The sequence below is a fragment of the Devosia sp. genome, assembly GCF_036406155.1.
GTDB lineage: Bacteria > Pseudomonadota > Alphaproteobacteria > Rhizobiales > Devosiaceae > Devosia_A.
The window spans coordinates 1-11,277 of sequence record NZ_DASWVV010000145.1; the positions used below are offsets into that span (position 1 = coordinate 1).

16 protein-coding genes are annotated in these 11,277 nt (G+C 69.5%); 9 read left to right on the forward strand and 7 right to left on the reverse strand.

Features of this window, described 5'->3' with window-relative positions; genetic code table 11:
- Positions 1–639 precede the first annotated feature (639 nt).
- The gene (locus tag VGD93_RS09210; protein ID WP_395011346.1) at positions 640–1,590 is read right to left on the reverse strand and encodes an NAD-dependent epimerase/dehydratase family protein; all 951 of its coding nucleotides are present in this window, start codon (positions 1,588–1,590) and stop codon (positions 640–642) included.
- A 132-nt stretch (positions 1,591–1,722) separates the two neighbouring features.
- Here VGD93_RS09210 and VGD93_RS09215 point away from each other — a divergent pair, with 132 nt between their 5' ends.
- From VGD93_RS09215 to VGD93_RS09235, 5 genes are all read left to right on the forward strand, one after another.
- A complete protein-coding gene (locus VGD93_RS09215) occupies positions 1,723–2,625 on the forward strand; it encodes a LysR family transcriptional regulator (RefSeq protein WP_395011348.1) in 903 nt (300 codons plus the stop codon).
- Entirely contained in the window at positions 2,622–2,825 is a 204-nt protein-coding gene (locus tag VGD93_RS09220) for a twin transmembrane helix small protein (RefSeq protein ID WP_395011350.1), read from the forward strand. Before VGD93_RS09215 ends, VGD93_RS09220 begins: the two co-directional genes overlap by 4 nt.
- A 51-nt stretch (positions 2,826–2,876) precedes the next feature.
- Positions 2,877–3,470 (forward strand): cob(I)yrinic acid a,c-diamide adenosyltransferase, encoded by a 594-nt coding sequence (locus VGD93_RS09225; RefSeq protein ID WP_395011352.1) that lies wholly within the window; start codon positions 2,877–2,879, stop codon positions 3,468–3,470.
- A gap of 62 nt (positions 3,471–3,532) precedes the next feature.
- Entirely contained in the window at positions 3,533–4,216 is a 684-nt protein-coding gene (locus VGD93_RS09230; protein ID WP_395011353.1) for a rhomboid family intramembrane serine protease, read from the forward strand.
- Positions 4,217–4,288: 72 nt separating this feature from the next.
- Positions 4,289–4,471 (forward strand): hypothetical protein, encoded by a 183-nt coding sequence (locus VGD93_RS09235; RefSeq protein WP_395011355.1) that lies wholly within the window; start codon positions 4,289–4,291, stop codon positions 4,469–4,471.
- A 17-nt stretch (positions 4,472–4,488) separates the two neighbouring features.
- Here the strand turns inward: VGD93_RS09235 and VGD93_RS09240 are convergent, their stop codons facing one another.
- Positions 4,489–5,148, reverse strand: a complete 660-nt coding sequence (locus tag VGD93_RS09240; RefSeq protein ID WP_395011356.1) for a TlpA family protein disulfide reductase — start codon at positions 5,146–5,148, stop codon at positions 4,489–4,491.
- Between the two features lie 21 nt (positions 5,149–5,169).
- On the opposite strand from VGD93_RS09240, the gene argH reads away from it, so the two are divergent.
- The 3 genes from argH to lysA are packed head-to-tail and all read left to right on the forward strand — an operon-like array spanning position 5,170 to position 8,598.
- Positions 5,170–6,609, forward strand: coding sequence for an argininosuccinate lyase (argH, locus tag VGD93_RS09245; protein ID WP_395011357.1), 1,440 nt, complete (start codon positions 5,170–5,172; stop codon positions 6,607–6,609).
- 25 nt (positions 6,610–6,634) lie between these two features.
- Complete coding sequence (locus VGD93_RS09250) at positions 6,635–7,342, forward strand: gamma-glutamylcyclotransferase (RefSeq protein WP_395011359.1); 708 nt, start codon at positions 6,635–6,637, stop codon at positions 7,340–7,342.
- Positions 7,342–8,598, forward strand: a complete 1,257-nt coding sequence (gene lysA, locus VGD93_RS09255; RefSeq protein WP_395011360.1) for a diaminopimelate decarboxylase — start codon at positions 7,342–7,344, stop codon at positions 8,596–8,598. The genes VGD93_RS09250 and lysA overlap by 1 nt, the downstream gene beginning before the upstream one ends.
- Positions 8,599–8,633: 35 nt before the next feature.
- Here lysA and VGD93_RS09260 read toward each other — a convergent pair whose 3' ends face one another.
- The 3 genes from VGD93_RS09260 to VGD93_RS09270 form a co-directional block, all read right to left on the reverse strand.
- A complete protein-coding gene (locus VGD93_RS09260; protein ID WP_395011362.1) occupies positions 8,634–9,041 on the reverse strand; it encodes a type II toxin-antitoxin system PemK/MazF family toxin in 408 nt (135 codons plus the stop codon).
- The gene (locus VGD93_RS09265; protein ID WP_395011364.1) at positions 9,038–9,496 is read right to left on the reverse strand and encodes a hypothetical protein; all 459 of its coding nucleotides are present in this window, start codon (positions 9,494–9,496) and stop codon (positions 9,038–9,040) included. The genes VGD93_RS09260 and VGD93_RS09265 overlap by 4 nt, the downstream gene beginning before the upstream one ends.
- Before the next feature lie 134 nt (positions 9,497–9,630).
- A complete protein-coding gene (locus VGD93_RS09270; protein ID WP_395011366.1) occupies positions 9,631–9,819 on the reverse strand; it encodes a hypothetical protein in 189 nt (62 codons plus the stop codon).
- A gap of 176 nt (positions 9,820–9,995) precedes the next feature.
- Here VGD93_RS09270 and VGD93_RS09275 point away from each other — a divergent pair, with 176 nt between their 5' ends.
- Positions 9,996–10,295 (forward strand): alkylphosphonate utilization protein, encoded by a 300-nt coding sequence (locus VGD93_RS09275; RefSeq protein WP_395011367.1) that lies wholly within the window; start codon positions 9,996–9,998, stop codon positions 10,293–10,295.
- Between the two features lie 45 nt (positions 10,296–10,340).
- On the opposite strand, the gene VGD93_RS09280 is transcribed toward VGD93_RS09275, so the two are convergent.
- Complete coding sequence (locus VGD93_RS09280; protein ID WP_395011371.1) at positions 10,341–10,751, reverse strand: response regulator; 411 nt, start codon at positions 10,749–10,751, stop codon at positions 10,341–10,343.
- Positions 10,751–11,277, reverse strand: a 527-nt coding sequence (locus VGD93_RS09285; protein ID WP_395011369.1) for a DUF3426 domain-containing protein, incomplete at its 5' end; no start/stop codon positions are given. The genes VGD93_RS09280 and VGD93_RS09285, both read right to left, overlap by 1 nt.

Consider the following 11,277-nt stretch of genomic DNA (forward strand, 5'->3'; position numbering starts at 1 on the left):
CCTTCGCCATGAACCTAAAAGCGCGAGGAAAGCCCAACAAGCTCATCCTGACCGCCGTCATGCGAAAGCTCATCGTCATCCTCAACGCCGTCGTCGCATCCGGACAACCCGCCCGAACTTGACACCCGAAGACGGTAGATCACTTCGTCCGGCACTGGAGCACGGGGTGCCGCAGGCGGGAGTGCTCTGCCGCGGTCACCGTGCCCGGCTGAGCCGCCCCCTCCCCGACCCTCCCCGCGCTGGCGCGGGGGAGGGTGAAGCGGGCGTTACTGCTGGCTCCGGCGAAGATGGAGAGCCCGAGGCGTGGATGTGGCACGCTCTCGCCCCAGCCGCCGCAGGGCACCCTCCCCCTTGCGGGGAGGGTTGCGGGGGAATCGCCGTCAGGCGGTCGAGGGAGCGCGGCAGCGCCCGCGATGGCAACAATGATCCCGATTCGCTGCTCCTCGGCACCGACCTGTGGCGCCGCGAGGCCGGCCGGCGTTTCGTGCCTCTGGCCGCCCCCTCCACCACGCTGCGTGTGGTCCCCCTCTCCCGCGCCAGGCGCGGGAGAGGAGTCCCGACTGCGGCCGCGGCGCGGCGTCCGGGCGGTTGTCTGCGCAATGCCCCGACCCGCCCCGACTGCGCCGGGCCCCGCCTCGGTCACGCCGCCTGCGCGGCGGTGGGGAAATAGGGGGCGAGCGTCGCCGCCATGGCCACATCGAGCGGGGTGACGAAATCCGGCCCGAGGATCGCCTCGAGGCGGGCATCGCGCAGCTCCATCGGGTGCTCCCACAGATAGCCCATCTTGCCGACCTCGCGCATCACCGGGTTGACCAGCCCCATGAGGGTGATCAGCAGCCAGGGAAAGCGCCCGACCCTGAGGCCGGCGGGGCCGGCGGCGGCGACGGCGGTGCCGAGTTGCTCGGGGGTGAGAAAATGGCCGGCGAAGTGGAAATTCTCGAAGCCGGCGAGTTCGCGGCGGTGCCAGGCGAGCTTTTCGAAGGCCCGCGCCAGATCGGGCAGATAGGCCCAGGCGTGGCCGATGCCGGGCCGACCCGGAATCGCCACCTTGCCCTTGCCGGCCTCGCGCAGCAGCACCTGGTCGAACCAATCGCCGGAGCTGTCGGGGCCGAAGAAATCCCCGGCCCTGAGGATGACGGCCTGGATGTCGCCGCGCCCCGCGGCGGCGCGCAGCATGTTCTCGACGCGCTGGCGGATGGCGCCGCGCGGCGTCGGCGGAAGCGGCACGGTATCGGGGGTGAGCACGCGCTCGGCCGGGGCGTAATTGTAGATGTTGCCGGGAAACAGCAGCGTGCGCCCGGCGCTGCCCATGGCCTCGACCACCCGGCCCATCAGCGCCTCGAGGCGCCCATTGTCCCACTTGTCGTAAGCCAGGTTGAGGGCGTTGACGACGATTTCGCTGTCCCCGATCGCCCTGCGCAGATCGGCGAGGCTGTCGGCATCGCCCGCAACGAAGTGCATGCCGGCGACCGGAGCGCGGTTGGCGCGGCCGAAGCCGGTGACGTCCCAGCCGGCGGCGACGAATGCCCTCGCGGCGCGATGGCCGATATGGCCGTTGCTGCCCAGAATGGTGACCTTGCCACGTGTCATGTGCTTTCTCCTTGCTGACCAGGCAAGGATGCGACATACAGATACGTATGGAAATATCACGAAATTGAAGCCTGGATATACGAAAATGTATGGCTACGCCGACCTCCGCCCGGCACGGAGGGCCTGCCCGCATTGACCACCGCCGAACCCGACTGGTCGCTGTGGCGCAGCTTCGCCGCCGTGGTCGAGCACGGCTCGCTGTCGGCGGCGGCGCGCGCGCTGGGCCTCAGCCAACCGACGCTGGGCCGTCACGTCGAAGCGCTGGAGGCGGCGCTCGGCGTCGCCCTGTTCGAGCGCACGCTCGCCGGGCTCAAGCCGACCGATACGGCGCTCAAGCTGTTCGAGCCGGTGGCCGGGGCGCAGCGGGCCCTGTCCGAGGCGGCGCTCATGGCGGAGGGCTCGAGCGCCGCGCTGGCGGGGAGCGTGCGCATCACCGCCAGCACGGTGATGAGTCACTACGTGCTGCCGCCGCTGCTCGGCGAACTGCGCCGCAGCCTTCCCGGCATCGCCCTCGAACTGGTGCCCTCGGATTCGGCCGAGAACCTGCTGCTGCGCGAGGCCGACATCGCCGTGCGCATGTTCCGGCCGACCCAGCTCGAACTGATCGCGCGCAAGCTGGGCGAAATTCCCATCGTCGCCTGCGCCCACGAGAGCTATCTCGCGCGCCGCGGCGCCCCGCAGGCGGCGGGCGACCTGCTGCACCACGACCTCGTCGGCTTCGACCGTTCCGACCTCATCATCGGCACCGCCCGGCGCATGGGGTTCGAGCTGAGGCGCTCCGATTTCGTGCTGCGCACCGACAGCCAGACGGCGATGTGGGAACTGCTCAAGGCCGGGCTCGGCATCGGCTTCGCGCAGGCCGGGCTGGTGCGCGAGGCGCCCGGCATGCAGGTGGTGCTGCCCGGCTTCGCCGTGCCCCCGCTCGAAGTCTGGCTCGCCACCCATCGCGAGCTATTCACCAGCCGCCGCATTCGTGCGATCTATGACCGCCTCGGCGAGGGACTCACCAACCACCTCGCAAGGATCGGCCGATGACCTTCACTCCGCTCACCCTCATCACCATCGTGGCGCTCGGCGCCGTCACCGTCATCCTGTTCATGGGCCTGTGGACCATGTTCAAGGGCGGCGCCGGCAGCGGCAACCGCAGCCAGATGCTGATGCGCGCCCGGGTCATCGCCCAGGCCATCGCCGTTGCCGCGATCCTGGCCGCGCTGTTCTTCTTCGGGCGGAGCTAGGGGCACGGAAGCGACCGCCGGTCCCGCCGCCGGCGCAACACTGGGACTGCAATGATCAGGATCAACAGGATCTACACCAAGACCGGAGACAACGGCACCACCGGGCTCGTGCGCGGGCCGCGGCGGATGAAGCACGACCTGCGCGTCGGCTGCTACGGCACCATCGACGAGGCCAATTCCTGCATCGGCATGGCCCGGCTGCACACCGGCGCCATGCCCAAGCTCGACCGCGTGCTGGCGCGCGTGCAGAACGACCTGTTCGACGTCGGCTCCGACCTCGCCACGCCCGGCAAGGACCCCGAGGGTGTCGAGTCGTTGCGCGTCGTCCCCGGCCAGGTGGAGTGGGTGGAGGCGCAGATCGACGCCTATAACGAGGGCATGCCGCAACTGCGCAGCTTCGTCTTGCCGGGAGGCACCCCGCTCGGCGCCGCCCTGCACGTCGCCCGTACCGTGGTGCGCCGGGCCGAGCGGCTGGTGGTGGAACTGATCGCGCGCGAGCCCGACGTCAGCCCGCTGACGATGATCTATCTCAACCGGCTGTCGGACCTGATGTTCGTGATGGCGCGGGTGGCCAACAATAACGGCGCCACCGACGTGCTGTGGCAGCCGGGCCGCTTCGGGGCGGCGGACGCCGCGCAGGAGTAGGGTGCCGCCGCGCCGACGGCGGTGCCAGGCCGGGCCTGGAGCCCGTACCGGAGGGGTGTCGATTGTTCCTGCCGCTGCATGACAGCAACCCGATCCGGCACGTCCGCTTCCCCTATGTCGTCTACGCGCTGCTGGCGGCGAACGTCGCCGTCTTCCTGTACCAGTTGACGCTGACGCCGGACGCCTTCGAGTGGTTCGCGGTCGAATACGGCATGATCCCCATCGTCGTGCGCGGCGTCGTCGCCCAGCCGGTGGCATGGCTGCCCGACTGGGCCAACCTCGTGACCTACGCCTTCCTGCACGCCGACTGGCTGCATCTGCTCACCAACATGCTGTTCCTGTGGATCTTCGGCGACAATATCGAGGACGCCATGGGGCACGCGCGCTTCCTGCTGTTCTATTTCGCCTGCGCCGTACTGGCGGCGCTGGCGCACCTCGCCCTCAATCTCGACGGCAACGGTCCGCTGATCGGCGCCTCCGGCGCGGTGGCCGGGGTGATGGGCGCCTATGTCCTGCTCTATCCGCACGCCCGCGTCTTCGTCCTCGCCCGCATCGTCGTCCCCATCCCGCTGCCGGTGCCGGCGCTGTGGATGCTGGGGGTGTGGGTCGCGACCCAGCTGTTCTACGTGCTGATCGGCTCGCAGCAATCGGTGGCGTGGTGGGCGCATCTGGGCGGGGTGGCGGCAGGGGCGGCGCTGGCAGCGCCGCTCAAGCGGCGCGAGGTGGCGCTGTTCGGCGGGCGCTGAGCCGAGACTATGCGACAAAATTGAAGCGTCGGCGGCAGGATTCGTTTACCGGCCGGCGGCTAGGCTTGCGGCATGGACACCGACCTCGCCACTTCCCTGACCATGGCCCGCGCGACGGCGACGCAGTTCTCCGCGCAGGTGGCGGTGATCAAGAAGGCGCACGAGATGGACCTCGCCCTGCTGCGCACCCTCGAGGACACGGCGCGTCCCGCCCCGCCGCCCGGGCAGGGCGGCAACGTCGACAAGACCGCCTGAGCCCCCCGGGGCTGGCTTCAGACCCCCAGCAGCGCCTCGATGACCCGATGCCCGTCGGGGCTGTCCCACGCGGCCGGGCCCTGCAGCACGGCCAGCTCGCACCCGTCTTCGTCGAGCAGCAGCGTCGCCGGCAGCCCAACCGCCACCGCCTCGCGCTTCAGCCGCTCGAAGGCCGAAAAGGAACTGTCGGCATAGAGCGGCAGGTGCTGGAACTTGCCGGCGTCGAGGAAGGCCTGCGCCTTGGCGAGGCCGCCCTCGCCGAGGTCGAGATTGACCGGCAGCACCATGAAGTCGTTGCCGTTGTACTTGGCCGCCAGGGCATCGAGCGCCGGCATTTCCTCGCGGCAGGGGACGCACCAGCTGGCCCAGAAATTGACGAGCAGCTTCTTGCCGGCGAAGGCGGCGATGGACAGTTCCTGGCCCTGCGCGTCCTTGAAGCCCATGTCGCGGTAGCCGCGCCCCTGGGCGGTACCGTTGAGCGCCGCCAGTTCGCCCACGGCCGCCGCGTCGATGGCCCGCCCGGCATCGGGCTGCGCCTCGCATTCGGCCGCCTGCGGCGCCCAGTTGTTGCTAACCCAAAGGGTAATGGCTAAAGCTATCGCCGCACTGAGAAGGGCCAGCACGAGCACGCGCCGCGGGGCAAATCTTGCCGGGCGCACGGGCTTTTGGTCGGTCATAAGGCATCCCACGAGGTCTGGATGAGCAATCGCATGTGGGGCGGACGGTTTTCCTCCGGCCCCGACGCCATCATGGAGGAGATCAACGCCTCCATCGGGTTCGACCACCGGCTCTACCGGCAAGACATCGCCGGGTCAATCGCGCACGCCCGGATGCTGGCCGCGACCGGCATCCTGACGGCGCAGGATAGGGACGCCATCGTCGCCGGTCTAGAGGCGGTCAGGGCCGAGATCGAACACGGCACGTTCACGTTCTCGCGCGCGCTCGAGGACATTCACATGAATGTCGAGAGCCGGCTCAAGGAGCTGATCGGGGACGCCGCCGGGCGGCTGCACACGGCGCGCTCGCGCAACGACCAGGTGGCGACCGACTTCCGCCTCTACGTGCGCGACGCCATCGACACGCTGGACGCGCAGATCAAGGCGCTGCAGCTGGCGCTGGTCACGCGCGCCGAGGCGGAGGCGGACACCATCATGCCCGGCTTCACGCATCTGCAGAGCGCCCAGCCGGTGAGCCTGGGCCACCACCTCATGGCCTATGTCGAAATGCTGGGGCGCGACGCCGGCCGGCTCAAGGATGCCCGCGCCCGGCTCAACGAAAGCCCGCTGGGCGCGGCGGCGCTCGCCGGCACCAGCTTCCCCGTCGACCGGCACATGACCGCGGCCGAACTCGGTTTCGACCGGCCGGCGGCCAATTCGCTCGACGCCGTCTCCGACCGCGACTTCGTGCTCGAGACGCTCGCCGCCGCCGCCATCTGCGCCGTGCACCTGTCCCGCTTCGCCGAGGAACTGGTGATCTGGAGCTCGGCCCAGTTCGGCTTCATCCGGCTGTCGGACAAGTTCTCGACCGGCTCCTCGATCATGCCGCAGAAGCGCAATCCCGACGCCGCCGAGCTGGTGCGCGCCAAGATCGGCCGCATCCTCGGCGCGCTCGCCTCGCTGCTGGTGGTGATGAAGGGGCTGCCGCTCGCCTATTCCAAGGACATGCAGGAAGACAAGGAAGTGGCCTTCGACGCGCTCGACGCGCTCAGCCTGTCGCTCGCCGCCATGACCGGCATGGTGGGCGACCTGACGGTCAACCGCGAGCGCATGCGCGAAGCGGCGAGCGCCGGCTTCTCGACCGCCACCGACGTCGCCGACTGGCTGGTGCGGGTGGCCGACGTGCCGTTCCGCGAGGCCCATCACATCACCGGCCGGGTGGTGGCCCTGGCCGAGCAGCGCGGCATCGGACTCGAGAGCCTGACCATCGAGGATTTCAAGGCCATCGACGCGCGCATCGACAGCCGCATCCACGCCGTGCTCGGCGTCGAGAACTCGGTGCGCAGCCGGACCAGCTACGGCGGCACCGCCCCCGACAACGTGCGTGCGCAGGCGGCGCTCTGGCGGGAAGCGCTGACCGGCAAGAAGGCGGAACCGCGCAAGGTCGCCCGCCCGTCCGGCCACGGCGACGGCCTGGAGTAACCGCGACCGACCGACGGAGGCAGCAATGGCACGCAGGGCGATGCGTCTGACTGCCGGGCACGTGGCGATGGTGCATCGCCAGCTCCCGGATCCGGGACCGATCCTGCTGCCGGGCATTCGTCCCGCCACCGACGACGACTACGCCGCCATGGTGGAAAGGCTGCTGGCCACGATGCCGGGCGATGCGTTCTGGCTGTTCGGCTACGGCTCGCTGATCTGGAATCCCGAGACGGCCTTCGTCGAACGGCGGGTGGCGCTGGCGCGCGGCTGGCACCGCCGTTTCTGCCTCGGCTGGGACTACCGGTTTCGCGGCAACCCCGAGCAGCCGGGCCTGATGCTGGCGCTCGACCGCGGCGGGCAATGCAAGGGGGTCGCCTACCGGCTGCCTTCGGCAACGCTCGAAGAGGAACTGCACAAGCTGATCCGGCGCGAGATGAGCATGGTGCCGACGGCCTTTCCGCCGCGCTGGATCGAGACGCGCACGGAGGGCGGCCCGGTGCGGGCGCTGACCTTCGCCATGAACCGCAACAGCGGCCGCTACATCGCCGGGCTCAGCCACGCCGCACTCGCCGACATCCTCGCCCGCGCCTGCGGCTTTCGCGGCAGCATGGCCGAGTACCTGCTGGCGACCGTCAGCCAGCTCGAGGAACTGGGCATCCGCGACCGCAATCTGTGGCGCTTGCAGGAACTGGTGGCAGAGCGTATCGAGGCCGCTTATCCCGGGGGGCTCTAGTGCATCACTTCGACTATCGCGACGGCCGCATGTTCGCCGAGGACGTCGACCTCAGCACGCTGGCGGACGAGGTCGGCACCCCGTTCTACATCTATTCGGCGGCAACGCTCAGGCGCCACGTGCGGGTGATGCGCGAGGCCTTTGCCGGCCTGCCCACGCTGCTGGCCTACGCCATGAAGGCCAATTCCAACCAGGCGGTGCTGACGCTGCTGGCCAGGGAGGGCGCGGGCGCCGACGTCGTCTCGGGCGGCGAACTCGAGCGCGCTTTGGCCGCCGGCATCCCGCCCGAAAAGATCGTCTTCTCGGGCGTCGGCAAGACCGCCGCCGAGATGCGGCGCGGGCTCGAACTCGGCATCTCCTGCTTCAACCTCGAGAGCGAGCCCGAACTCGAGCGGCTCAACGACGTCGCCGTCGCCATGGGCAAGCCGGCCCCGGTTTCGGTGCGCGTGAACCCCGACGTCGACGCCGGCACCCATGCCAAGATCTCGACGGGCCGGAAGGGGGACAAGTTCGGCATCCCCTTCGCCCGGGCGCACGAAGTCTACCAGCGCATCGCCGAGCTGCCGGGGGTGAAGGCCACCGGCGTCGACATGCATATCGGCAGCCAGATCACCGACATGCGGCCGTTCGAGAACGCCTTCTCGCTGCTCGCGCAGCTGGTCAACGACCTGCGTGCCGACGGCCATGCGATCACCCATGTCGATGTCGGCGGCGGCCTCGGCATCCCCTACCATCATGACGAGGCGGCCCCGCCCGACCCGAGCGCCTACGCCGAGGTCGTCAAGCGGCACGTGGCCCCGCTCGGCGTATCGCTGGTGATCGAGCCGGGCCGGCTGATCGTCGGCAATGCCGGCATACTGGTGACCCGGGTGGAATATGTGAAGGAGGGCGAAAAGACCTTCGTCATCGTCGACGCGGCGATGAACGACTTGATCCGCCCCACGCTGTACGAGGCGCATCACGACATCCGGCCGGTGGTCCAGTCCAACCGGCCCGGGATCAGGGCCGACATCGTCGGGCCGGTCTGCGAGACCGGCGACTATCTGGCCAGGGATCGCAAGATCGAAGGCGTGCGCGAGGGCGACCTGCTGGCGGTGATGACGGCCGGCGCCTATGGCGCGGTCATGGCCTCGACTTACAATTCCCGGCCGCTGGTGCCCGAGGTGCTGGTCGACGGCGACAAGTGGCACGTCATCCGGGCGCGCCCCAGCATCGAGCAGTTGATCGCGCTCGACAGCGTGCCGGACTGGGTGTGAGACGCCAGGGCGGGGCCAGGGCCGAACAGTCCAGGCTAGATCCTGGCTTGCGGCGGGGCTTGCTCTTGCTCCGTGTCGGGCGCGAGGACACCTAGCCCGAAGACGGGCGCAAAACGCTCCAGCACCTCGGCAAGGAGGGCAGCAGGAACGGTGTCCCTGCTTTGTCTGCCGCCGCGGTCCCGCCAATCGAAGGAGCGTACCTGGTCCACCTGGACGACGCCCGTCGTTTCGGTCCCGGCTCCGGTCAGGGAGACGGCAAACCCGCTCCCGCGTGAGGCATTGCCTACCGTCGTGATGGGCGCGAAGAAGGCGAGGCCCGTCGCCCGGTTGAACTTGAATGCTGAGAGGCACAGGGCGGGATGCGGCCCTCTTTGTTCCCTCCCGGCCGAAGGCGACATGTTCAGCCACCAGATCTCGCCCGGAGCGGGAACGTCTTGCTTCACCACGTTTCACGACCAGCCGGCGGCGTGTCGTGCCATGCCCGTTCCTCTTCGGACAGGGGCGCTTGCGGATCGGCATCGGCCAGGAGTTCCTCCAGCGTGTATTTCGGACGCCGGACGTGAACGGCCGGGGTCGGGGCCGGCATCGGCTCGACGATCACCTTTGCGCCCTCCACCGACACCATCATCTCCTGCCCCTCGGTGAGGCGCAGCAGGTCTCGCGCCGCCGCCGGCACCGTCATCACCAGCGAGCCGCCAGCCTTCTTGAGCCGCGTCGTCGCAAGATACCCGGTCGAAGACCCGGCTACCGCCGATGCGCCCACCCTGGGTCCGGACGCGTTCGGTTCCTCGGCAAATCCCTTGAACGGCCCCTCGCTCGGCTCGCCATTGTCGCGCCGAGCCGGCGTGGGCCCGGTAGCCACTGTCTTGCCCCGGCCGCTAACGGTGTTCCTGGCCACGATAGACCTCCGCTGTCGGCGCTCGCCGCCGCCGACCCTCATATCACATTCGCAGCGTCTGTGCCGCAGGCCTCGTGGGCGCGCCGGTGTGCCATGCGGGGCGGCCTACGGGTCCTCGCCAAAGGCAGGCCCGTTCAGGAATTGCGCGTATCCCGCCCGTCGGGCTCCTTTGCCACACCCTTGAACGGGCCGGGGCTCTGCTTGCGTTCCATGAACTGGCCGGTGCGCTCGTCGCGCTTCTGCCAATCGCCGTTGGGTTGCTGGAACTGCGTGCGCCCGGTCACGGCGCCGCGGCGGAAGTTGCTTCCAGTATTCTTCGCCATTCCAATCTCCGTTGCTGCACTCGGCATCTGCCAAGGCGGGCACACGACTCGTTAAGTATCGTTAGAATGTTCGCATCGGTCGACAGCGCCGTCAACGAACTCACCAGTCGACCCGGCACAGGCGACGCTGCCACCCCGCCCTTGGCAAGTGGCGCCGTCCCTGCCATAGGAGCCTCATGAGCACCGACGACGACTACATCTACGACGACGCCACCGGCGAGTGGCGTCCCGCCGCCGAGCTTGCCGCCGAACGGGCCCGGCTGCCCGAAATCCGCGATGCCGCCGGCAACCTGCTCGCCGACGGCGATGCCGTGGTCCTCATCAAGGACCTCAAGGTGAAGGGCGCCGGCCAGACGCTGAAGCAGGGCACCGTCATCCGCTCGATCCGCCTGACCGACAATCCCGAAGAGATCGACTGCCGGCACGAGACCATCAAGGGCCTTGTCCTGCGCACCGAGTTCGTGCGCAAGCGCTAGGCGCGCCGGCGAACGGCGCGTTCCGCCGGGGCGCGGCGAAGTCCCTCAGCTCGCCCCCGCCTGCCGGGCCAGCGAGACGATCTCGACTGGCCGGCCGGCCAAGGCGTCGTCGACCTTCTGCATCAGGGCCGCCAGCGTGAACGGCTTGGGGATGACGTCGTAGATCAGTTGGTCGAGCCCGTGCGCCCGCTCGCGCTGGTCGGCAAAGCCGGTCATCAGCACGATGGTGAGATCGGGGTGGGTGGCGGCGACGTTGAGCGCCAGCGCGATGCCGTCCATCACCGGCATCTTGATGTCGGAGAGCAGCAGGTCGAAGCGGCCTTGCTCGGCGAGGACGATCTCGCTGGCGATGCCGCCGTCCTCCGCCTGCACCACCTCGTGGCCGGCATGCAGCAGCGCGCGCGACACGAATTCGCGCACATTGTCGTCGTCTTCAGCGAGCAGGATCCTTGCCATCATGATGCCGGTCGTTGGATCGCCGCAGCGATCGGGGTTGCGGAGAGGGCGTTTCCGCCCGCGAAGGTCAGCCGCAGCCGCGCGGCGCCGGCGGGCGGGCCGATGAGCTGGCTGGCGAAATCCACCGCCTCGCCCGGTTCGAGGTCGCGGGCGTCGGGGGCGAGGCTCCACGCGTAGAGGGGGGCGCCCTGCGCATCGAGCAGCGTCACTTCCACGGGGGGCACGGCGACGAGGCGCGGGGCGACGCTGTAGATGCGCGCCTCGACCTGCAGCACATCGGCACCGCCACGCAGCGACAGCAGGGTGCGCACGTCGCGGAATTCGAGCCCGACGACGTTCACCGGCATGCCCAGCGCCGCGTAGACGCCCGCCATGGCGGGGACGTAACGTACGATTTCGGTGCGCAGCCCGATGCCGCCGCCGGCGAGCAGCGCCAGCAACGCCACGCTGCCCAAGCGCGCAAGGCGCGCGAGACGGAGGCCGGGCAGCTTCGGCGGCAGCGCCCTGCGGCGCCGCGCGACGGTTC

Bases quoted from the DNA above. Each gene is read 5' to 3' on its own strand.
- VGD93_RS09210 (WP_395011346.1), bottom strand. From the start codon at position 1,590: ATGACACGTGGCAAGGTCACCATTCTGGGCAGCAACGGCCATATCGGC.
- VGD93_RS09220 (WP_395011350.1), top strand. From the start codon at position 2,622: ATGACCTTCACTCCGCTCACCCTCATCACCATCGTGGCGCTCGGCGCC.
- VGD93_RS09225 (WP_395011352.1), top strand. From the start codon at position 2,877: ATGATCAGGATCAACAGGATCTACACCAAGACCGGAGACAACGGCACC.
- VGD93_RS09235 (WP_395011355.1), top strand. From the start codon at position 4,289: ATGGACACCGACCTCGCCACTTCCCTGACCATGGCCCGCGCGACGGCG.
- VGD93_RS09240 (WP_395011356.1), bottom strand. From the start codon at position 5,148: ATGACCGACCAAAAGCCCGTGCGCCCGGCAAGATTTGCCCCGCGGCGC.
- argH (WP_395011357.1), top strand. From the start codon at position 5,170: ATGAGCAATCGCATGTGGGGCGGACGGTTTTCCTCCGGCCCCGACGCC.
- VGD93_RS09250 (WP_395011359.1), top strand. From the start codon at position 6,635: ATGGCACGCAGGGCGATGCGTCTGACTGCCGGGCACGTGGCGATGGTG.
- VGD93_RS09270 (WP_395011366.1), bottom strand. From the start codon at position 9,819: ATGGCGAAGAATACTGGAAGCAACTTCCGCCGCGGCGCCGTGACCGGG.
- VGD93_RS09275 (WP_395011367.1), top strand. From the start codon at position 9,996: ATGAGCACCGACGACGACTACATCTACGACGACGCCACCGGCGAGTGG.
- VGD93_RS09280 (WP_395011371.1), bottom strand. From the start codon at position 10,751: ATGGCAAGGATCCTGCTCGCTGAAGACGACGACAATGTGCGCGAATTC.